Genomic DNA, 20,918 nt, shown 5'->3' with positions numbered 1-20,918 from the left:
ATGAGAACGCACCGGACCGCCCAGCAGGCCTGCGCCCGCGCCCCAGCCAGCGCGTTCCAGCCCTGACGGGCCGGGGTGCGGCCGGGCCAATGGGTTCACCGGCGCGGGGTATCGGCCCCCTATCCGGTCCGCTGCAGGTGTTCGAGGGTGACCTGGTAGCCGAGACCTTCGAGTTGTCAACGGCTCTTTCTTTGCTGCGCGGCGCCTTGCGTCGGGTGTAGTCGTCCGCTAATAGTCGAAGGACAGGACGGCCCCGTCACCGCGATTGATCTAAGTCCGGAGCTAAACAGCAATCGGTTCGGTAGCGGTGGAACGTTTCAGGTCAGGGTAATGACGCATAGACTTGGTTGAACAAAAGGGAGCAGACGCACGTCCGGCGGCGCGTCGCCGTCGCCGTCGAGCAACTGTTGCACGAGTCCGAGGTGGACCGAGCAGACAACCTGCGGGTGCCGCCTTGCAGCATCGCGGAACGGGCACCCCCGCAACTGGACGACATCGCCGTCCGGCGCCGGGTCGAAACCGAGCCCGTCAAGGACCTCAAGGAGCCCGCTTCGTCGATCGACGGAGTCGGAGCGTTCGGCTACGAGCCCGCGCGCCCAGTCACGGCCGGCGTTAATGGCACTGCTCCGTCCCTGGTCCGCGTCTCTGTGCGCGAGGGCTCCGGCGAGCACCTCGATCAGCTGCTCCCGTGAACCCTCGTCGCGTTCAGCCTCGAGGACCGCCGCATACAGCACACGCGGGCGGCCGCGGCGCCTGTCCCCGCCGGATTCGCGCCGGACAAGGCGCGCCTCCTCGAGCTGGTCCAGATGGAACCGGACCGTGGAAACATGAAGTTCCAGCGCGCCGGCGATGGCCTGCGCATCCAGGGGCTCGGACGAACGGGCCAGAGCGTCGAGGACACCCCGCCGCGTGCGCGATGCCAACGCGGCGTGGTAGTTCTCGTTCCTCCGGGTGCTGCCCGGCGCTGAACGCCCGGTCTGTTGCACCGCTTCAGATCCCGCGGGCATCCGCCAATTCCTCCCCCTCGGCCTGGCGCGGCTTCAGGGTCTCGAAATCGCTGCCGGAACGGCCTTGAAGCCGCCGGTGGATGGACCCGGCAATGCGCGTGGCCTGGACCTTGGCGAGGTCGGCCTTCTCACCGGCGAAGTGTTCGTCCACGTTCGCAACCCACAAGGTGAGCCACCGCTCGAAGTGTTCCTGCTGCAACGGAAAACGGGCGTTCAGCACCAGATGCATCTGCAGGGCGTTGCGGCTGTAGAGGCCGGCGCGGAACAGCACGGTCTCCCAGAAGTCGCACATGATCGGCAGATGACGGGCGAGATCCATCTTGGCTATATGGGTGAAGATAGGCCCGATCAGCGGGTCGGCAAAGGCTCGTCGGTAGAACTCCTCGACCAGCAGGGCAACATCGGACCGGTCCTTCAGGTCTCCGCTCATGGGTCAAGTGTAATCGAATAAAAATGATGGTGTTACTTTTAAAGCACATTTGAGACCACGGAGGATGAATGATGGCTGCGGGAAACCACACAGTGATCGCCGTTGACGCCGAAGCTCTGCTGGCGGCACTTCCGGTCAGCGCCGGGGCGGTGAGATCCACGCGGGTCTTCAAAGGGGAGGGAGCCGGCGTTGTCCGCCTCACCTTCGACGAGGGCGCGGTGATGAGAGAGCACACGGCCGCCGCGCCGATCCTTCTGCAGGTGCTGAGCGGCCATGTAGCCCTCGACGTCGGCGGCGAACGGGTTGATCTGCCCGCCGGTGCAATCATCCACCTTGACGCGAACTTGCCGCATTCGCTCGAGGCGTTGACCCGCGCGCACCTGCTTCTCACCATCTGCGAACGTGCACCAGCCACCACCCGCGCCCCCAAGCTGGACAGCCCCGCGACAGTCGACGCTCCCGCTGCCGCCTCGATGCCGGAGCCGGCAAGACGGTCGAACCTGGTGCTGGCCTCCAGCGGACCGGATTCGGACGCCGTCGAACGCGTAACCGCACGGCACGCAGAGCTCTCCGGGAGCGCTGCCATTTACACCACGCAACTCATCGACGCGGCAGTTGGCGGAGACGACGAGCGGACGCGGCGGGCATCTGCAACGCTGCTTGACTGGTCTCGCGGCACGCTGGGCGCACTGCTCGAGGCAGAACAGGAGGTAATCGATCCGGCCATAAGCCGGATCGATGTCGCCGTCGTCCACCGGCTCCGCACAGAACGCGAACTCGTCACCGGTGCCATCTGGCGCCTGGCTAACCTCAGCGGTCATGTTGAGGTTGCCAGCGTGGCCGTGGAGCTACGCATGCACCTCGGCCAGCACCTGCGATTCTTCGCGGACCACGCCCTCCCGGTCCTGGCCCGGACAGGCGGACTGTCCCTCGGTTCGCTCTGGTCGGACATCGAATCGCTGATGGTCGACGACGGCGCCCCGGCTTCCAAGAGCGCCACACAGTGCGAGTGCGGCATCGTAGACGAACCCGCATACGTGGAACTGGATGTCCGGAACGTCCCGCACGCGATCCGGCACGCCACCGTCTTTGGTGCCCTCGACGCGATCGGCGCCGGCGAGGGACTGATTCTGGTCGCACCCCACGATCCCCTCTCCCTGCTCATCCAGGTCGAGCAGCGGACCCCGGGACGCTTTACCGTCAGCTACCTCGACCGTGGTCCGGAAGCTTGGCGGCTCCAATTCTCGGCCGCGTACCTGGCATGAACGGGGTCCCCGAACGAGTCGGTTACGCAGCCGGCGTTGGCTTCATCGTGCTCGGCGGCCTTGTCGCCGCCGTCGCCGGCCCCTTGCATTTCGACCGCGGCAGCTGGCTTGCCGCCTACCTGGTGCTCGTCTGTGGCGTGGCCCAATGTGCCATCAGCAACCAGCGCCGGATCCTCAGAGCGGCACCGCTCCGACCGGCACAGCGGTGGGTGCTGTTCGGGTCCTGGAACATCGGCAACGCCCTGGTCGTCGCCGGCGCACTTGTTTCCTTCCCGGTCATCACCGATGCCGGCGGCCTCCTGCTGGTGGCCGGGTTGGTGCTCGCCGGCGCCGGAACACGCCACGCCCAACGGCCAATCGCGGTCGCGCTCCTTCGGGCCTTCTACCTTGTATTGGTCGTCAGTATCCCCGTCGGTCTGGTTCTGAGCCATCTGCGCGCCGGACACACCTGAGAACTTCTCCCATGGACGAGAATGCGGTCCGACATGGTCTGGGTGCCACCACGTCCAGAACCTTCGAAAAGCCTATATCTCCATCCGGGCCGTCCGGTTTTGCCGTATTCGAGCCGGACTGCCATCCCGGCGGCGGTTTGTCCGCATAGCCGAAGATCATTTCGCCGTCGCCCTGGACCGTTTCCGAGTCCTGGTTCAAACGCTGGTGACGTTCTTTGAAACGTCCCACCGCGGTGACCAGATCGCTGTATTCGAACGGCTTAGTGAGACAGTGGGCCGGTCCCGCCTCCACCGCCGCCCATGGAGAAGACCAAACCGTTTGAGTCCGGAAGGTGGACGTCCAGCAGGGTCAGGTCGGATGGTTTTCCTACCGCCCGGCGTGCCTCAACGCTGGCCTGCGCGTGAGTGACGATGTGGAAACCGGCAGTCTTGTTTGAGGAACGGGCAGCCCCGCCGCCCGTCCGAGCCCGGCAGCAAACGCTCGACCCGGACCACTGATCATCACTCAGGACAGTTGTCTGCCAGACCCTTCAAACATTCCAGCCACCACGCACCGGATTTTGGAGACTCGCCTAGTCGGGGGCCGGGTCGACGTAGCATTTGCCGGTTTTGAGCATGTGCTAAATGGAGTTGAGCATGGAGCGTTCCACGGCGACGAGAGCTTTCATCGGTCCTCCCTCGGTGCGCGGATCTTCCGGCGCATGCCCTTCTTCGCCAGGTCGACCGGCACCGCCGGGTCGTTCTGGCCATCGATGAGGGCCCGGAGCATCGCTCCGCCGTGGACACCTGTGATATCGGTAGCGATAGAGGAGAGTTTGGTTCCGGAATATTCCAGTCTCTTCAAGGAGGCTACCTGGCGAGTTCTCCCATTCTCCGGCGGGGCGACCGAAGCCGAGCCGGGCGGCTTAGAGGTAAAGTCGTCCCGTGAGTATTCTCCCCGGCTTCCATGCGGCGGACCGGACGTTCTTCGCCCGTGACGTGCTCGACGTTGCACCGGAGCTTCTTGGCTGCGTCCTTCAACGCACGGATGGTGACGGAACCGTCTCCATCCGGATTACCGAGGTCGAAGCATACGCAGGCGAACGGGACCCAGGGGCGCATGCCTACCGCGGCAAGACCAACCGGAACAAAACCATGTTCGGACCTGCGGGCCACATCTACTGCTACTTCACCTACGGGATGCATCACGCTATCAATCTCGTCACGGCGCAGCCGGATCAGCCCTACGGTTGCCTCATCCGTGCCGGCGACGTCATCGCGGGCGCGGAGCTGGCCCGCACCCGGCGTGAAGCGAAACCACGCAAAACACCGCTTCCCGAGCGCCGGCTGGCGTCCGGTCCGGGCTGCGTGGCCCAATGTTTTGCCGCGGACCTGACCAATGACGGTGACGACCTCTTCGACGGCCACTGGCAGTTCCTCGTTCCGGACGACCACACCATGGTCCCCCATGTCACGGGTCCGCGGGTCGGTCTCAACGGGCCCGGCGGCGACGGAGCAGTATTTCCCTGGAGATACTGGGTAGACGAGGCACCATCGGTCTCGACCTACAAACCGGGGCGCTCCCCGTCATCGACCACCCGTCCACTCCGTGCCACCCCTGCAGGAAGTGTTGATCTGAACGCCGGGCAACGCCCGTAGGAGTCACTGGCAGCGCAGATGCGCCAGGATGTCGACTCCCTGGACGGCACCAGCCTCGAACGCTGGCTCAAGGAGCCGGCCGCGGATGCCCAACCGGCTACATGTGTCATTACACAGCATCGAGATCGCGCCGGGGACTTCGGTTTTCTTATGCGTACTGTCACGGCTTATGTAGAAAATCCGATCTGAAGCCCTGACGCCGGAATACCGGCCAGCCGCATCCACGACGAAGTCTTCGGCCCCGATCTCTGGGGTGACCGCCGCCGGCTGAACAGTGCCCGCAGCAGGGACGAACTACCTTATCCGGCCTCCGTCCACAGGCGTAGATTGATTAGTGGTGCCGCCCGGAGCCTCCCGCAGGTCTCCGCCGCAGAAGGGTGGAACCGCAAAATCGGGGATGTGCCGTGAAGAAAGAAAAGGTGGCCCTCTGCCGGGCACTGGCGGCCCGGCTGCGGGTGATTCGATCCTCTGCAGTACGGAAGGATGAGTAATGACCACAATGGACAACCACAAGCTCGTGAAGCTCAGTGACACGAACGAAACCATCAAGCTCGGAGATGAGGACGTCCGCAGGCACCTGGTGAAAGACAAGAACGGCGAAGACATCGGAAAGGTCCATGACCTGCTCGTCGATCTGACCGAGAACAAGGTCCGCTTCCTGGTAGTGGAGTCCGGCGGCTTTCTCGGAATGGGGGAGAAAAGATCCTTTATCCCCGTCGACGCCATCAGCCTGATCACCAAGGACGAGGTCCACCTCGGCCACTCCAGGCAGCGGGTAGCCGGCGCACCGCCGTACGACCCCGAATTGATCAACAACAGGGAATACAACCAGAACTCGTACGCCTACTACGGCTATGCCCCGTACTGGTCGGGCGGCTATTTGTACCCGAATCTCCTCGTCGCAAGGTAAGGCAGAGAAGAAAGCTCCGTCAGGGGCAGTCACATTCATCAGACGCGATCGAATAGAGGTTCCATTGTGTCGCTTCCAAGAACGAAGTTGATCAAGAAGACAGAAGTAGCCGAACAAACCATGGCCTTCGAGTTCGAGAAGCCTGATGGGTTCAGCTACAAGGCCGGCCAATTCGCGGACTACACGCTGATTGACCCCCCGGACACCGACAAGGAGGGAAACACCCGCGGATTCTCACTTTCCAGCGCCCCCTATGAGCCCAACCTGATGTGCACGACGCGCATGCGTGACACGGCGTTCAAGCGGGTTCTCAAGGGCATGCCCATCGGGACCGAGCTGGAGCTGGATGCCCCCTATGGATCGTTTACCTTGCACAATAACGTTGCCAGGCCCGCGGTCTTCCTCACCGGTGGTATCGGAATCACGCCGGTACGCAGCATTGCCCTGCAGTCGGTTCACGACCAAACGGGGCACGCGATCTTTGCGTTCTCCTCCAATAAGCGGCCTGAGGACGCAGCCTTCCTGGACGAGCTGAAACGCCTGGACGAGTCAGCTGCCAACGTCACCTTCATCGCCACCATGACCGAACCCGAAAATTCGCACCAGCCCTGGGACGGAGAAACCGGGTTCATCGACCAGGACATGATCACCAAATACGTCGGGGATCTGAGCACTCCGATCTACTACCTTTGCGGCCCGGCCGGCCTGGTCAAAGCCATGCGCAGCCTCCTCAACGGTGCGGGCGTGGACGACGACGACATCCGCACGGAGGAGTTCACCGGATACTGAAATGCAACGAAAGTTACCTCCGCGGCGAAATGTGCATAGGTTTAGTAGCCAATCTCCTTGAGCAGTTGTGCAAAATGATCCAGTGCGTCGACGCTGTCGGCGGCCCACATCAGGTGCTGATCCCCGATCCCGCCGGTGGGGTGCGGTTCGGGGGACCCGCTGGCTAGCCGGCAGACCTGGATGCCGCCAGGAGCCAGACGCAGCCCCCCGACTTCTTCCCGGAGGGCAACCTGACAACCGAATACCGCCGCATGTAATTCACTGAGCATCTTCCTGGACGAACACCTTTCGGCCATCGGGCACCTTTGCGGATTCAATGTGTGACTCTGACCCGGTTGTGGCGCCTGCCTGAATATGTCCAATTAATTCAGTACCCCTCACCGACAGCTTTGCAGCACGAAAGTAGCCTGCCCGGACATGCTTGTCCCGGCAGGCTACTTTCGTATGTTCTCGCTTGGGCTTAGAGCCGAGTGACTCCGATTGTGTGGTCGGTGGTGAACTCTTCTATGGCCCAGTCGCCGTTGAAACGACCCAAGCCGGAATTGCGTTGCCCACCGAAGGCCACATGCGTTTCATCCTGGATCGTCATCTCGTTAATGAAGGTCATACCGGCCTTGACCCTGTGTGCGAACTGCAGACCCCGGTCCAGGTTCTGGGTAAAGACCGCGCTGGAGAGGCCGAAGACGTGATCATTGGCGAGTTGAAGGGCGTGAGTCTCGTCCTCGGCTCGCAGAATGGCGACCATGGGACCGAAGATCTCCTCGCGGGCGATCTCCATGTCAGGGGTGACGTCGGCGAAGACGTGTGGGGGCACGACCCTACCGATGATCTCGCCTTCGACGACGGTGCGGGCGCCGGCCTCCCGGGCCCATGCGATTTTCTGCTTGAGTCCTGCAAGCTGGGAGTCGTTCACCACAGGGCCTACCAGGATGCCCTCGGCCGTGGGGTCGCCGTACGCCACGGACGCGGCAGCCTCGGCAAAACGGGAGACGAACTCGTCGTAGACCGGGGCTTCGACGATGATCCGGTTGACGGACATGCATATCTGGCCGGAGTGAAGGAAAGCGCCCGGGACGGCGGCGGCTACGGCTGCTTCGAGGTTGGCGTCGTCGAGCACCACCAGTGGCGCGTTGCCGCCCAGCTCCAGCGCTACCTTCTTCAGGTGCTCGCCGCTGGTGGCAACGGCGCCCACATTCTGTCCGACCGGGGTGGAGCCGGTGAAGGAAATCAGTCCAGGCACAGGGTGGGCGACGAAGTCGTCACCGATCTCCGAGCCGGCACCGATGACAGTGGAGAGCACCCCGGCCGGCAGGCCTGCTTCCTCGAAGATCCGTGCCAGGATGAGGCCGCCGGTAACAGGAGTGTCGCTGGCCGGTTTGAGGACCACGGCGTTACCCAAGGCCAGGGCCGGAGCGACGGACCGCTGCGACAGATGCAGGGGGAAGTTCCAGGGGCTGATCACGCCCACCACACCGATCGGCTTGCGGTAGACGCGCATCTCACGGTTGGGGGTGTTGGAGTCGAAAATCCTGCCGTGGACCCTGGTGGGGAACGATGCCGACTCCTGGGTGATTCCGACGGCGAGGGAAACCTCGATGTTGGCCTTCAGCACGGTGGAGCCGGACTCGCGTACCAGCCAGTCAACGATCTCTTCGCGGCGCTCCTCGAGGATTTGCGCTGCACGGCGCATCACCGTCTGGCGCTCGGCCGGGGGCAGGCCGGCCCATTCAGTCTGGGCGGCAGCCGCGGCACGATAGGCGTCATCGACGTCGGCGACGGAAGCCTGACGGATGGTTGTCAGTACTCTGTCGTCGAAGGGGTTGGTCACGGTGAGGGTCTTCGCTGACCGGCCCTCACGCCACTTTCCGGCGATGTATTGCAGGGTGGTGGACTGCTCTGCGAATGTCGCGGGGGCTTCGGTGGTGGTCATGCTCATGGATGTCGCTCCTATCCGGTATGCGGAGAAGTATGAAGGTGGTTAGTTGGCGTGTTCGCTGGCGAGGACCCGGAGGGAGTCTTCGATCTGCTCGCGGTCGGACCAGCTGCCGTGGAAGCCGAAGGGAATGCGCCCCGGAAGCTTCACCCTGGCGAGCGGTGTACGCCCGAAATCGGCAGTGTCATAGATGCACAGCTCGCTCAGCTCGGTCTGGCGGTTCCACCAGATGGAGAGCAGGTAACCGTCGTCCTCATTCACGGCCCCGGTCCGTGGAACGAAGATGGGTTCTGACGGATTGGTCAGATCATCCAGCCCCTCGATCACCGTAACCGTTTCCTTGGTGAGGTCCGTCTTGGCCAGGCCGTCGGTCATGGTGTCGGCGTCCCGGCCACGAGTGGCGGCGAAGTAGCCGAACTTGTGTTCCAGCCCGACCTTGTTCGGGTTGATGGCGGGGAATTCGCCGGCGATGTGGCTGGTGGCCTGGTTAGTAACGCGTCCGGTGGCGGTGTTGACGGTCCAGCGCCACGGGATTGCGTTCATGAACCACTCATGGGAGTCGACGGGCCCGGTGATACGGTCCGCCGGGGTGCCGAAGCGCTCCTTGATGCGCGGGGCTTCGATGACGATTTCGCTGCCTCGCTCGTAGGCGTTGAAGAAGTGCGTCGGGAAGAACGTCTCGTCGACCCGGTAGGTCCGCACTTCGTGGGTCGTCCGGTGCATGGTGACGATCTCGACGCCGTTGTTCGTGGCTGCGGGGTCCCACACAAGGCCCGGCTTGCCCTGGCCGATGTTAGGCGCCAGGAAAAGCCCCGGGGTAACGAAGAAGATCGCGTAGTTCTTGCTCACCGCGAAGTCGTGGAACATAGACGGGGCACTGGTGCTGAAAGCGAACGTGTCGAGGATCGTCCCGTGCCGGTCTGCCTCGTACCAGGTGACGTTGGTTCCCATGTAGGAGTAGAAGAGCATATTGCCGGTGTCCGGGTCGAGCTTGTAGTGGGCCGTGCAGGTGAACGGGACATCGCCGTTGAAGTCATATGTCCCGAATGTTTCCAGGGACTGCGGATTCATCTGGTGCGGCAGGCCGCCTTCGAAGAACACGAGCAGGCGGTCGGCGAGAACGCCGACGTTAGTGTTGGGCACGTTCTTCATCGGCGGGGCGCCGACCGGCAGCGATGGGGCTGTGCCGCCGTTGACGAACCCGGAGTAGACAGCCTCCCCCGCCTCCATCTCGACTTTCAGGGCGTCGGTCATGACCCACTTGTTCCGGTAGGCGGCCTTGCCGTCACGGAGGTAGGTAGCGTAGACCATGCCGTCACCTTCGAACCAGTGATAACGGTCCGTGTTGCGCGGCTTGAACTTGGGGTTCGACCCGGTGCGGAACAGGGCTCCGTCCAGGTCTCCGGGAATCTTGCCGATGACCTCGAGGTCGAAGGCTTCGGTCTCCTCATGCCAGGGGGTGAAGGGTCCGTTGAGGAACTTGTTGTCTGTCTCCCACATGGTGGTGCCTTTCGGTGTTGTGATTCTTGGAGTTCTAGGAGTTCTAGGAGTTCTTGGCCGAGGAGGGCCAAATGCCGTGGTTGCCCGGCGAGAGCGTTCCGGCGGGGTCCAGGGCGTCCTTGAGGGAGGTGTAGAGCCGGTTCAAGGCATGGTCGTTGAAGTCGAAGTTCTCTGCCACGTGCTCGATCAGCGAGGGGTGGGCGCGGTATTCGCTCCAGCCCCATTCGGCGGCCTTTTCACACATGAGTTCGACGGCGGCGTGTGCGGCTGCCGCTTCGGCAGGGTCGTTCACGTCGAAGAAGACCATGCAGGCGCCCACGAGGCTGCGGGTGTTGGCGATCCAGCCGAAGCCCGCCACCAGGCCGGCTTCTTCGAGGATGGTGCGGACCATAAGTTCGTGCTTGGCGGCGGATTCGCCGTCGAACGGGATCGCGGGCGAGAAGTCGATGTGGCCAACGTTTTCGCCGATGTGCTTCTTCATCATGTCCAGCAGGAACATGTTGGGGATGCCGGCCGGAACCAGGTCCAGCGGGTGCACTTCTTCCGGGCTGACGTCGCCGCGGTAGGACCTGAGGTCCACGGTGACGCCGGGGAGATGGGCCACGGCATCGGAGACAATGCGGCGCCGTGCCTCCACTATGGCTTCGTGGCCGTAGAAGGCGATGCGGGCGTGCCAGCGTCCCGGGGGCAGTGTCGCGGACAGCTTCGCTGCCTTCGACATCCCGGTGGTGTTCTGCATTGGGTTGGCCCGACCGTCCTGGGGTTCCGGTGAGCTGGTGATCAGCGGGACGCCCTGGATGGTGCCGTCCAGCACCAGCGGGCGGAGCGCGTCGATGAGCGGGGCGATGTCCTCGTCGTTGTGGCAGATGATTGCCCCCGTGGTGAATACCTCGGGCTCGGGCATGAGCCAGACGCCCATCTTGGACACGATGCCGAAGTTGGACTGCATGAACAAGCTGTCCAGGGAGGGGCCGAAGCCGCGTTTGTGGCGCTGCCACATAGGGCTGTTGCTGATGGCGCCGAGGCCGGTGCGGACCACGTCGCCGGTGGCCAGGACCACTTCCATGCCGCAGACGGCGTTGGCGTGGTCGCCGTTGACGGTGTAGCCGTAGCCGTGGTCCAGGGTGTTGCCGACGATGCTGCCCCAGCCGAGGTCCGGGACGGAGATCCAGAGCTTCAGCCCTCGGGCCTTGATCTCGTTGTAGAGGTCGAAGAAGCTCACGCCGGGCTCCAGCAGCGCGTAGCTGGCGGCTTCATTGATTTCCAGAATCTTGTTCATGCGGCGCAGGCTCAGGACCACGGAGCCGTTGACCACCGGGGCCGAGCCGCCGTAGCCGTAATTGCGTCCGGTGGAGGAGGTCCAGAGCTGGATGTGCAGTTCGTTAGCGATCCGGACCACGGCCTGGATTTCTTCCACGGTGGAGGGCTGGACCACGAAAGAGGGCTGGTAGTCCTTTGCGTCCTCACCCTCGTAGGGGTCGCGGAAGTCCTTGACCTGGCTTTCGTCCAGCAAGACGGCGTCCGCGCCGAGAACTTCGGTCATCCGCGCAATGGCCTTGGTCAGGACCGAAGATGAATTGCTGGTCTCAGTTGTTGTTGTCATGTGCTGTGTCACGCTCCGTTGCTTGACGGGTGTTCAGCTCCGAACACCGATTGCTTCAAGTGTGGTCTGGCACACAGGGTTGGTTCTTGGTGCCGGACGGCAAGAAAGGTCGTTCCGTATGGCGTGCGGGAGCAAAGACCCCTGTGCGCATCCCTATACTTAGCTTCCGGTGGCCAAGACCAAAGGTGGTTTGCAACAGTGATGAACTGGATGGAAAGTCTCCGCCGACAGCAAACGGTGCGGTTGACGGTCCGGCGTCGGATCCGGAGATCATTGCCAGCGCCGAGGCGGAAATCGGCGCGCCCGCTACTGCTTGGGCGGCAGAGGCCGCTGCGGAGATAGTGCGCCAGGTCGATGAGGACTTCAGCCTGGCCGGAACGCCGGGCATGATGACCGGCACCGAGCTGGAGGGCTGTGAAGCGTGCCTGCTCACGACCCTCATCGGCTTGCACCGCGGCACCGCGGCAGCGGACATCGTGGCCCCTCGCGGTGCACAGGAGAATGTCCGGTTGTCCGTGCGACAGGGCGTCCCGATCGGTTCCGTGCTGCGCACGGTATGGGCCTGCCATACCCGGGTCCAGGATGCGCTTCTGGCCGTCATCGAGCGCGAAGTTCCTGCGGATCGCATGGTCGCTGAAGTGCGCGAGCTCAACGCGGCCCTTTTTTCTTACGTAAACTCCTACGTCAGCGACCTCATGCATGGCTACGAGGACGAACTCTCCCTGTGGCATGGCAGGCTTCCAGCCGAACGACTGAGGGTTCTCACGGCAATCCTCGACGGCGAAGAGCCCGGCGCAGACGCCGAACGCATTCTCGGCATCCGGCTCGGCAGGCACCATCTCGTCGCCTTGGCGTGGCCCGCCACCAGCGGGCACATCCCGGACCGTGAGGCGGCGCGCCAGCGATTCGGCACTGACGCGGCGCAGGAGCTCGGCGCCGCCGGCTTCCTGACCGTCGAGTACCAGGGCACCACGCTCTTCTGGTGGGGGTTCAACACCCGCCCGGACCGCTCGGTGGCACGGGCGCTAGGTGCTGTGCCGCGCGCCGACTGGATCCACCTCGCAGCCGGAAGGCCCGGGTCCGGGCTAGTCGGGTTACGGGACAGCCACTTTGAGGCCCAACAGGCTGCCCGGGTCGCCCGGCTTTCGCCGCGGCAGAAATTTTGGGAATACGACGACGCCGGCATGCTGGCGCTGCTCATTGCCGATTCCCAGGGAGCCGCCAGGTTCGTCCAGGTCCAGCTCGATGGGTTGCTGGGTCCGGACCAGAAACTGACCGACATCCGCGACACCCTGCGCCACTTCCTGCTGGCCGGCAGCAGCCGCCTCGCCGCAGCCCAAGCCCTGCATCTGGCCACGAACACCGTGGCGTACAGGGTCAAACGAGCCGCCGAGCTACTCGGCCGGCCCATCAACGAGAACCAAGCAGTAACCCTGGCGGCGCTGGAGATGGCGCACGCGTTCCCGCATCTCCTGGACGCGCCGGCGCTTGGCCAGTGACGGGGCGTGCGCCTAGGGAGACGTTCTTGGTCAACTCGCACGACCGGGCGGACCCGCGGGACATCGGGCAGATCGTCAACAAGCACGTCGGCACGCTAACGAAGAATCGGGCTCCTGACCAGCTCGACGACTTGCCAGCCGCGGCTCTGGACCAGGTCGCCAACCTTCTCGCTGGGGACGTCTATGCGAGGCGCGTGTTCGAGCAGTCCAAGGAGATACCCAGATAGATGCCTGCTCGCAAGGTGGCGTGAACATCCATTTGACCTGATGGTTTTCGGATACTGAACGCGGTGGAGTTCCGCTTCAACGTGTAGCAGGGCTCCTGCAGAGTCAGTGATTGAGCATTAACGGTGAAAGCCCCGATTCCGCGCGAATCGGGGCTTTTGTTGTGATTGGACAGTGCGCTCTTAGGCTTTTGGAGGTTGGTGTTCTCCAACGACCCAAACATGCGCCGCGCATCCATTGTTGCAGCTCGGTAACAACCTTTACTCATAGGCAACTTTGGTCCCACAGGCATTCCTTTCGGGTCTAGGCTACTGCTCATGTGAGACCAGCCACATTCTTATTGGGGGAATGGGCGGTCTGGCCGGCGCCTAAAGCGGCGGTCTTTTCAACACCACAGAAACATAGGAGGCGGAATGCGCTTAGGTCGTATTTCCAAAGCGGTAGGCGTCGCAGCAGCTGCTGCGCTAGCTCTCAGCGCCTGCGCCGGCAATAGCGGCGGGACAACCCCGTCAAGCGCGACTGCCGGCAAACAGGGTGGCTCAGCCACGGTTGTCGAGGTAAACGCATTCAACACGTTCAACCCCAACACCGCTGACGGCAACACTGACATCAACTCGAAAATCAGCTATGCCACCCACTCGGGTTTCTACTACATCGACAACCAGCTGAACGTTGTACGCAACGAGAAGTTCGGCAAGATGGAAAAGACCTCCGACGACCCCCTAACGGTGAAGTACACCATCAATGAGGGTGTGAAATGGTCTGACGGAACGCCGGTAACGGCAGCTGACCTCCTGCTGCAGTGGGCGGCCTTCTCGGGCTACTACGATGACGCCGATTCCGAGGCGAAGACGGGCACGTCCTACTTCTCATACGCCGGCGACCCCACCGGCCTCAAACTCACCGACTTCCCCGAAATCGGCGACAGCAACCGGTCCATGACCATCAAGTATTCGAAGCCTTTCGCTGACTGGGAAACCATCCTTGGCGGTCCCGGCATCGATATCGCCGCGCACGTCATGGCCAAGAAAGCCGGCCTTACCGACGCGCAGGCGCTGGTGGACTACCTGAAGGGAAAGCCCAAGGGCGACCCCAAGGCCCCCAAGCCGGCCGATGAGAAGCTGAAGGCCATGGCGGATCTCTGGAACACGGGATTCGACACCAAGACCCTGCCCTCGGACCCCAGCCTGTTCCTCTCCAACGGTCCGTACATCGTCAAGAGCGTCACCCAGGACCAGTCGCTGACTATGGTCCGCAACAAGGACTACAACTGGGGCCCGGCAGCCAGCCTGGACGAAATCACGGTCCGCTACATCGGTTCGGCTCCGGCTCAGGTGCAGGCCCTCAAGAACGGCGAAGCTGACATTATCGCTCCGCAGGCCTCGGCAGATACCATCGAGCAGCTCAAGGCCCTTGAAAGCCAGGGCGTCACTGTGGAACAGGGCAACCAGCTCTCTTACGATCACATCGACCTGAACTACTCAGGCCCGCTGGCCGAGAAGAGCGTCCGCGAAGCATTCATGAAGACCGTCCCGCGCAAGGACATTGTGGACAAGATCGTGAAGAAGCTCGATCCGGAGGCCAAGCCGCTGGACTCGCAGCTGTTCGTTCCGGCGCAGGCAGCCTACGCCGACTCCGCCAAGAACAACGGTTCCTCTGCGTACCAGGACGTCGACATCGACGGCGCCAAGGCGCTTCTCGCTGGCAAGACCCCTGAGATCCGCATCATGTACAACAAGGACAACCCCAACCGGGTTGACGCCTTCTCCCTGATCCGTGAGTCAGCCACCAAGGCCGGGTTCAAGATCGTGGATGGCGGCCTGGGCAAGTCGGACTGGGGCAAAGCCCTTGGCGACGGCAGCTATGACGCCACCATTTTCGGCTGGATCAATCCGGGCGTTGGTGTTTCCGGCGTACCGCAGATCTTCCGCAGCGGCAACGGCTCCAACTTCAACCTCTTCTCGGATCCTGATGCCGACAAGCTGATGGACGAACTGATCGTCACCACGGACCGCGCCAAGCAGGATGACCTCAGCAAGGAGATCGACAAGAAGATCTGGGCCTCCGCCTATGGTCTTCCGCTCTTCCAGTCGGTCGGAGTGGACGCCTACAGCGACCGCATCACGGGTGTTAAGTTCATGCCGAACCAGACCGGTGTCTGGTGGAACTTCTGGGAGTGGGCAGAGAAGTAAACCCCACGCTTAGCAAGCGAAACAGCAGGTGAAGGCGCCGGGACAATTGCAGCACCGTCCCGGCGCCTTTGCCGGCACCACCGGCATTCCGCCGGCCTTCCGCTCACCTCACTCGGGAAGCCGGCCTGATTCTGCGATGGGTCCGGTGCGATTCCGGCCCGGATATCGAGGCTTTCCACCATGGTGACGTATATCGTCCGGCGGCTTATAACGGCCGCACTGATACTTCTCGGGGCATCGTTCCTCGTGTACCTCCTGACAGCGTCGTCGGGGGATCCGCTAGAAGAATTCCGCGCCAGCAGCGCCCCGAACAAACAGCAACTCATGGACGCCCGGAGCACGCTCCTGGACCTGGACACACCGGCCCCGCTCCGGTACTTCAAATGGCTGGGCGGAGCAGCCCAGTGCCTGGTGCCCTTCGGCACATCGTGCGACCTGGGCAAGAACATCGCTGGCCAGCCCATCACTGAAGCCCTCGGATTCGCCCTGGTCCAGACACTCACCCTCGTCACCGGAGCCACGGTGCTGGCGATTCTCATCGGCATTGCCCTTGGCATCATCACCGCGCTTCGGCAGTACAGCGCACTGGACTACGGCGTTACCTTCATGGCGTTCCTGTTCTTCTCCCTGCCCATCTTCTGGGTGGCGGTGCTGCTAAAGGAATACGGCGCCATCGGCTTCAACGACTTCCTCCGAAACCCCGAAATCCCGCTGCCAGCGGCACTGGGGATAGGTGCTGTCGTTGGCCTGATTGTGGCCGTCGCGGTAGGTGGAGTGGCCCGCCGCCGGCTGGTTTCCGGCGGCATCGCCTTCCTCGCGGTCAGTCTCATCCTCATCTACCTCTCGCTCGTCCAGTGGTTCCGCAACCCCGGCCTTGGCCCCGTGGTCCTTGCCATTGCCGGAGTCGGGCTCGCCTTCGCAGTGACGCTCCTGGTCTCCGGGCTCAAGAACCGAAAAGCACTGCAGGCATCCCTCATCGTGGTGGGCCTCGGAGTGGTTGCCTACTTCGCTGTACAGCCGCTGCTTAACCAGGCGACTGCCTTGATGATCGTGTTACTGGGGCTCGCCACAATCGGCGTCGGAGTGGGCACCGGCTACCTGACGGGCGGTTACGACCGCGGCCAGTCGATGCGGGCCGCCGGTGTTACCGCCTTCCTGATGGGCGGACTCATCATGTTGGACCGCTTCATGCAGGCGTGGCCCAGCTACTTCAGCAACAGCAGGGTCAGGGGCCGGCCCATCGCCACCATCGGCGCCGGCACCCCGAACATCCAGGGCGATTTCTGGATCCTGACGCTGGACACGTTTACGCACCTGATCCTGCCGACTTCGGCGCTGATCCTGGTTTCGCTGGCGAGCTACACCCGCTTTACGCGGTCCTCCATGCTGGAAATCATGAATATGGACTACATCAGGACCGCGCGCGCGAAGGGGCTCTCTGAAAGGTCCGTGGTGATGGGCCACGCGTTCCGCAACGCGCTGATCCCCATTGCGACAATCGTTGCCTTTGATATCGGGGCCCTCATCGGTGGCGCCGTCATTACAGAGACCGTGTTTTCCGTCCGGGGCATGGGGTTCCTTTTCCTGGATGGCATCGTGCACATCGATCCGAACCCCGTGATGGGCGTCTTCGTCTGCGTTGCAGTCACCGCGATGGTGTTCAACCTGATAGCAGACCTTGCGTACTCCGCACTCGATCCCCGCGTAAGGATTAAGGCATGAGCCAGCCAACACAGCAGGAAGAATTCCTCGCCGAACACTCACACCCCGGACCGCCGGGAGCGGCATTCGAACCCGAAGCAAAGGGGCTCAGCCAGGGGCAGATTGTCCGCAAGCGGTTCCTCGGCCACGGCGGCGCCATCGCCGGACTGGCCATTTTTGCCATCATCTTCATCATGGCCTTCACCTCGGTGGGCTGGGCGGGGATTCCGGGCTGGTGGAAATACAACCACCTTGATGTCTCACCGCTCGTCAACGACGGCGTTCCGACGGCGTCGCTCTGGCCGCCGGCCTGGGGCGAACACCCGTTCGGCCAGGACCGGATCGGCCGCGACCTCTTCGCCATGACCATGCGCGGAGCTCAGCAATCCATCATCATCATGATCCTGATCGGGACCATTGCAGGACTGCTGGGAACCGTGGTGGGCGGCCTTTCCGGGTACTTCCGGGGCTGGGTGGAAGCCGTGCTGATGCGCATCACCGACGTCATCATCATCATCCCCGTGCTGCTGCTGGCCGCCGTCGTGGCGCAGTCCGTCAACCGCAGGGACCAGGGCGGCTGGTTTTCGGGCTTCGCGTCCACAAACGGCATCCTGATCCTTGGCATCTTCCTTGGCTTGGTCAGCTGGGTCGGCCTCGCGCGCCTGATGCGCGGAGAGTTCCTGACGCTGCGGGAACGCGAGTTTGTTGATGCGGCACGCATCTCGGGCGCCAGCAACGCCAGGATCATCTTCAAGCACATCCTGCCCAATGCCATCGGCGTCCTGATCGTCAATGTCACGCTGACAATGTCAGCGGCCATTCTGTTGGAAACCGCCCTGAGCTACCTCGGCGTCGGCGTGAAGTCCCCGGACACGTCACTGGGCCTGCTTATCTCGCAAAACCAGGAGGCGTTCGCCACCCGCCCGTGGCTGTTCTGGTTTCCGGGGCTCTTCATTGTCCTGATCTGCCTCAGCATCAACTTCATCGGCGATGGCCTGCGGGACGCGTTTGATCCACGGCAGAAGAAATTCAATGCAAAGAAAGCCAAAGATGTGAAGCCTGCTGCGGAGGCGCAGAAGGCTCCCGCTGTGGCGGCCGACGGGTCTGCGGGCGACTGAATGCGGTCGTTCCGGGCATGCGCCCTAGGGGAGTGTGACGCCCCAATAGCTGGCGGCCAGAAGGACCGCTGTGGTGACGATTGCCGTCCAACGAAGTGTCACCCTCACGTTGGTTGTGTCCGCATTCCCCGCATCCAGGGAGCCCGACTCGATCAGCTCTTCCCAACGGCCGCGAACCAGCCGGGCGGCCTGGCCGGAATCGGTGCCTTTCAGGTCGCCGGGGCGCACGGACTTAGCAGGTCCATAGCTTGCCGCAGGGAGGCCTTTGAGGTCCTCCGGCCGCGCATTGCGGCCGCCCCAGATACCGGGCGCCGGAGCGGCCCACGAGGCATAGCTCCGCATCGGAGTAATCAGGGTCAGCGCGTAACGGGTGTCGACGTTCACCAAGGCCGCCCACGGGACCTCGATGGAACGGAACGGGTTTTCCAAGGTGGTGCCGCCGTCGTGAACTACCACCGCGGGCATCCAAAAAAGCAGCCAGCCCAAAAAACCGATCGACAGCAGCGGGCCCGCACCAAGCAGTGCTCCCGGCCCTCCCGCCGCCGCAGTGACGGCAAGGCCAAGGCCGGCCACCAGCCAGGAAAGCCAGGCGAACCACTTGTTCGTTCGGGCTTTGAATACTTCAACATTTCCGGCGTGCGGCACACTGCTCATGCCCCTAATAATTCAGGATTCCAAGCCACAGCACTAATCACCGGTGCGGCAGTGGCCTGGGTGGAAGGGAACCCCCGTCATGACTGACAACATCACTCCCAACACGGAGGCCGTCCCGGCTCAGGAGCCTGCCAAGGGGGCGGTAGTCCTGGAGGTCCGCGATCTCAGCGTCGATTTCGGCGTCGACAAGAAATGGGTGCCGGCAGCAATCGGCCTGAACTACGAGGTCAGGGCAGGAGAAGTCCTTGCCATTGTGGGGGAGTCCGGCTCAGGAAAGAGCGCCAGTTCCATGGCCCTGCTCGGCCTCCTGCCCAGCAACAGCCGGGTCTCCGGCAGCGTGCGCCTGTCCGGAAAGGAGCTCCTCGGCGCAAACGCAGCCAATATCCGGGAGGTCCGCGGCAAGGACGTGGCAGTGATCTTCCAGGAGCCCATGACGGCGCTCAACCCCGTCTACACGGTGGGAGCGCAGATCGTCGAGACTGTCCGGCTGCACAACGAAGTGTCCCCGGACGAGGCGAAGGAGCGGGCCCTCAGGATGCTGGAGCTGGTCGAGCTGCCGGATCCCGAGAAGGCCTTCAAGTCCTACCCCCACCAGTTGTCCGGCGGGCAGCGGCAGAGGGCCATGATCGCCCAGTCGCTGTCCTGCGACCCCAAACTGCTGATTGCCGACGAGCCCACCACCGCCCTGGACGTGACCGTCCAGGCCGAGATTCTGGACCTGATGCGCAACCTGCGGAACAAGCTCGACAGCGCCATTGTGCTGATCACCCACGACATGGGTGTGGTGGCGGACCTGGCGGACCGGATTGCCGTCATGCGCAGGGGCCTGATCGTCGAGACAGGAACCGCGGAGCAGGTGTTCCGCAACCCGCGCCACGAATACACCCAGGCCCTGCTGGCCGCGGTTCCGCACCTTGGCCAGGGCGGCGCGGACCAAGGTGCCGAAGTGGATGTCACTGCCGCCTTGGCGGCGGCCACCCACTCTGAGCTTGAGTCCGTGGACCATGACGAACTGGTGCGCCGGGAGCGCGAGAACGCTGCTGCGCTGGAAGCCGCTGCGGCTGGACGGCCGCAGGGTGATCCGGTCCTTGAACTGACGGATGTTGCCATCGAATACCCCAAACAAGGCCGTGTACCGGCCTTCAGGGCCGTCGAAGGCGCCAACCTCGTCATCTACCCTGGCCAGGTGGTGGGACTTGTGGGTGAATCCGGGTCGGGCAAGACCACGATCGGCCGTGCCGCCGTGGGTCTGCTTCCTGTCGCGGCGGGCACAATGCGGGTGGTTGGCCAGGATATTTCCGCCGCCAAGAGGAACGGAAAGCAGCTGCACCAGGTCCGGCGCCACATCGGGATGGTATTCCAGGACCCCTCGTCATCGTTGAATCCACGCCTGCCGATCGGCGAGAGCATCGGTGAACCCATGTTCCTTGCCGGAGAGGCCAAGGGCAGCGCGCTGCAGAAGCGGATCGAAGCCCTCCTGGACCAGGTTGAGCTGCCCAGGAGCTACCGCAACCGGTACCCGCATGAACTGTCCGGCGGACAAAAACAACGGGTGGGCATCGCACGGGCACTGTCCCTGAAGCCAAAGCTGATGGTCGCGGACGAGCCGACGTCGGCCCTGGACGTGTCCGTCCAGGCCAAAGTCCTTGAACTGTTCCAGAACCTCCAGAAGGATCTCGGGTTCGCTTGCCTGTTCGTGACACACGACCTGGCAGTGGTTGACGTTCTGGCCGACCGCATCTGCGTGATGCAGCGGGGAAGGATCGTTGAACAGGGCACGCGCGACCAGATCCTGCGCAATCCGCAGGAAGCCTACACTCAGCGGCTGCTGGCGGCGGTGCCCCTTCCGGACCCCGAAAAACAACGTGAGCGCAGGGAGCTCCGGGCCCAGTTGCTGGCAACAGGAGTGGAGTAGCCTCCGTCACACCTGGGAAGCATACCAGTGAGTAACATGTGACTTGAAATGCTCAGGAGTTGACTCCAATGGTCAAATTGTGACCCG

18 protein-coding genes are annotated in these 20,918 nt (G+C 63.2%); 10 read left to right on the top strand and 8 right to left on the bottom strand.

Features of this window, described 5'->3' with window-relative positions:
• Positions 1-317: 317 nt before the first annotated feature.
• Both FCN77_RS18185 and FCN77_RS18180 read right to left on the bottom strand, forming a co-directional pair.
• Positions 318-1,007, bottom strand: coding sequence for a metalloregulator ArsR/SmtB family transcription factor (locus tag FCN77_RS18185; protein ID WP_137323404.1), 690 nt, complete (start codon positions 1,005-1,007; stop codon positions 318-320).
• Positions 991-1,437, bottom strand: coding sequence for a group III truncated hemoglobin (locus FCN77_RS18180; protein WP_137323403.1), 447 nt, complete (start codon positions 1,435-1,437; stop codon positions 991-993). Before FCN77_RS18180 ends, FCN77_RS18185 begins: the two co-directional genes overlap by 17 nt.
• Before the next feature lie 68 nt (positions 1,438-1,505).
• On the opposite strand from FCN77_RS18180, the gene FCN77_RS18175 reads away from it, so the two are divergent.
• The gene (locus tag FCN77_RS18175) at positions 1,506-2,702 is read left to right on the top strand and encodes a DUF2249 domain-containing protein (RefSeq protein WP_137323402.1); all 1,197 of its coding nucleotides are present in this window, start codon (positions 1,506-1,508) and stop codon (positions 2,700-2,702) included.
• Complete coding sequence (locus FCN77_RS18170) at positions 2,699-3,154, top strand: hypothetical protein (RefSeq protein ID WP_137323401.1); 456 nt, start codon at positions 2,699-2,701, stop codon at positions 3,152-3,154. Before FCN77_RS18175 ends, FCN77_RS18170 begins: the two co-directional genes overlap by 4 nt.
• 664 nt (positions 3,155-3,818) lie before the next feature.
• Here the strand turns inward: FCN77_RS18170 and FCN77_RS18165 are convergent.
• Positions 3,819-3,998, bottom strand: a complete 180-nt coding sequence (locus FCN77_RS18165; RefSeq protein ID WP_137323400.1) for a hypothetical protein — start codon at positions 3,996-3,998, stop codon at positions 3,819-3,821.
• 80 nt (positions 3,999-4,078) lie between these two features.
• Here FCN77_RS18165 and FCN77_RS18160 point away from each other — a divergent pair, with 80 nt between their 5' ends.
• The 3 genes from FCN77_RS18160 (at position 4,079) to FCN77_RS18150 (ending at position 6,491) form a co-directional block, all read left to right on the top strand.
• Positions 4,079-4,792 (top strand): DNA-3-methyladenine glycosylase, encoded by a 714-nt coding sequence (locus tag FCN77_RS18160; RefSeq protein ID WP_175417304.1) that lies wholly within the window; start codon positions 4,079-4,081, stop codon positions 4,790-4,792.
• 490 nt (positions 4,793-5,282) lie between these two features.
• A complete protein-coding gene (locus FCN77_RS18155; protein ID WP_137323399.1) occupies positions 5,283-5,702 on the top strand; it encodes a PRC-barrel domain-containing protein in 420 nt (139 codons plus the stop codon).
• Positions 5,703-5,789: 87 nt separating this feature from the next.
• Positions 5,790-6,491, top strand: a complete 702-nt coding sequence (locus tag FCN77_RS18150; protein WP_217496158.1) for an FAD-dependent oxidoreductase — start codon at positions 5,790-5,792, stop codon at positions 6,489-6,491.
• Between the two features lie 41 nt (positions 6,492-6,532).
• Here FCN77_RS18150 and FCN77_RS26400 read toward each other — a convergent pair whose 3' ends face one another.
• The 4 genes from FCN77_RS26400 to FCN77_RS18130 all read right to left on the bottom strand — a co-directional run bounded on the left by FCN77_RS26400 (position 6,533) and on the right by FCN77_RS18130 (position 11,527).
• On the bottom strand, positions 6,533-6,760 hold the full coding sequence (locus FCN77_RS26400) for a hypothetical protein (RefSeq protein WP_137323397.1): 228 nt from the start codon (positions 6,758-6,760) through the stop codon (positions 6,533-6,535).
• 191 nt (positions 6,761-6,951) lie between these two features.
• Entirely contained in the window at positions 6,952-8,427 is a 1,476-nt protein-coding gene (locus FCN77_RS18140; protein ID WP_217496157.1) for an aldehyde dehydrogenase family protein, read from the bottom strand.
• Positions 8,428-8,469: 42 nt separating this feature from the next.
• Positions 8,470-9,924: a carotenoid oxygenase family protein gene (locus FCN77_RS18135; protein WP_137323396.1), complete on the bottom strand. Its 1,455-nt coding sequence runs from the start codon at positions 9,922-9,924 to the stop codon at positions 8,470-8,472.
• A 43-nt stretch (positions 9,925-9,967) separates the two neighbouring features.
• A complete protein-coding gene (locus FCN77_RS18130) occupies positions 9,968-11,527 on the bottom strand; it encodes an FAD-binding oxidoreductase (RefSeq protein ID WP_137323395.1) in 1,560 nt (519 codons plus the stop codon).
• 185 nt (positions 11,528-11,712) lie between these two features.
• Between FCN77_RS18130 and FCN77_RS18125 the strand changes: the two genes are divergently transcribed.
• The 4 genes from FCN77_RS18125 to FCN77_RS18105 all read left to right on the top strand — a co-directional run bounded on the left by FCN77_RS18125 (position 11,713) and on the right by FCN77_RS18105 (position 18,262).
• The gene (locus tag FCN77_RS18125) at positions 11,713-13,026 is read left to right on the top strand and encodes a CdaR family transcriptional regulator (protein ID WP_137323394.1); all 1,314 of its coding nucleotides are present in this window, start codon (positions 11,713-11,715) and stop codon (positions 13,024-13,026) included.
• A gap of 638 nt (positions 13,027-13,664) precedes the next feature.
• Positions 13,665-15,443: an ABC transporter family substrate-binding protein gene (locus FCN77_RS18115; RefSeq protein WP_137323392.1), complete on the top strand. Its 1,779-nt coding sequence runs from the start codon at positions 13,665-13,667 to the stop codon at positions 15,441-15,443.
• A gap of 180 nt (positions 15,444-15,623) precedes the next feature.
• Complete coding sequence (locus tag FCN77_RS18110; protein ID WP_137323391.1) at positions 15,624-17,165, top strand: ABC transporter permease; 1,542 nt, start codon at positions 15,624-15,626, stop codon at positions 17,163-17,165.
• Positions 17,162-18,262, top strand: coding sequence for an ABC transporter permease (locus FCN77_RS18105; protein WP_137323390.1), 1,101 nt, complete (start codon positions 17,162-17,164; stop codon positions 18,260-18,262). Before FCN77_RS18110 ends, FCN77_RS18105 begins: the two co-directional genes overlap by 4 nt.
• Before the next feature lie 24 nt (positions 18,263-18,286).
• Here FCN77_RS18105 and FCN77_RS18100 read toward each other — a convergent pair whose 3' ends face one another.
• A complete protein-coding gene (locus FCN77_RS18100; protein ID WP_137323389.1) occupies positions 18,287-18,916 on the bottom strand; it encodes a PH domain-containing protein in 630 nt (209 codons plus the stop codon).
• Between the two features lie 79 nt (positions 18,917-18,995).
• Between FCN77_RS18100 and FCN77_RS18095 the strand changes: the two genes are divergently transcribed.
• Positions 18,996-20,831 carry an ABC transporter ATP-binding protein gene (locus FCN77_RS18095; protein WP_254678617.1) on the top strand — a complete coding sequence of 612 codons (1,836 nt, stop codon included), beginning with the start codon at positions 18,996-18,998 and terminating at the stop codon, positions 20,829-20,831.
• Positions 20,832-20,918 lie beyond the last annotated feature (87 nt).

It is taken from the genome of Arthrobacter sp. 24S4-2, assembly GCF_005280255.1.
Lineage (GTDB): Bacteria > Actinomycetota > Actinomycetes > Actinomycetales > Micrococcaceae > Arthrobacter.
Note: the sequence above shows the minus strand (reverse complement) of the source record. Positions and strands in the feature narration are given on the sequence as shown.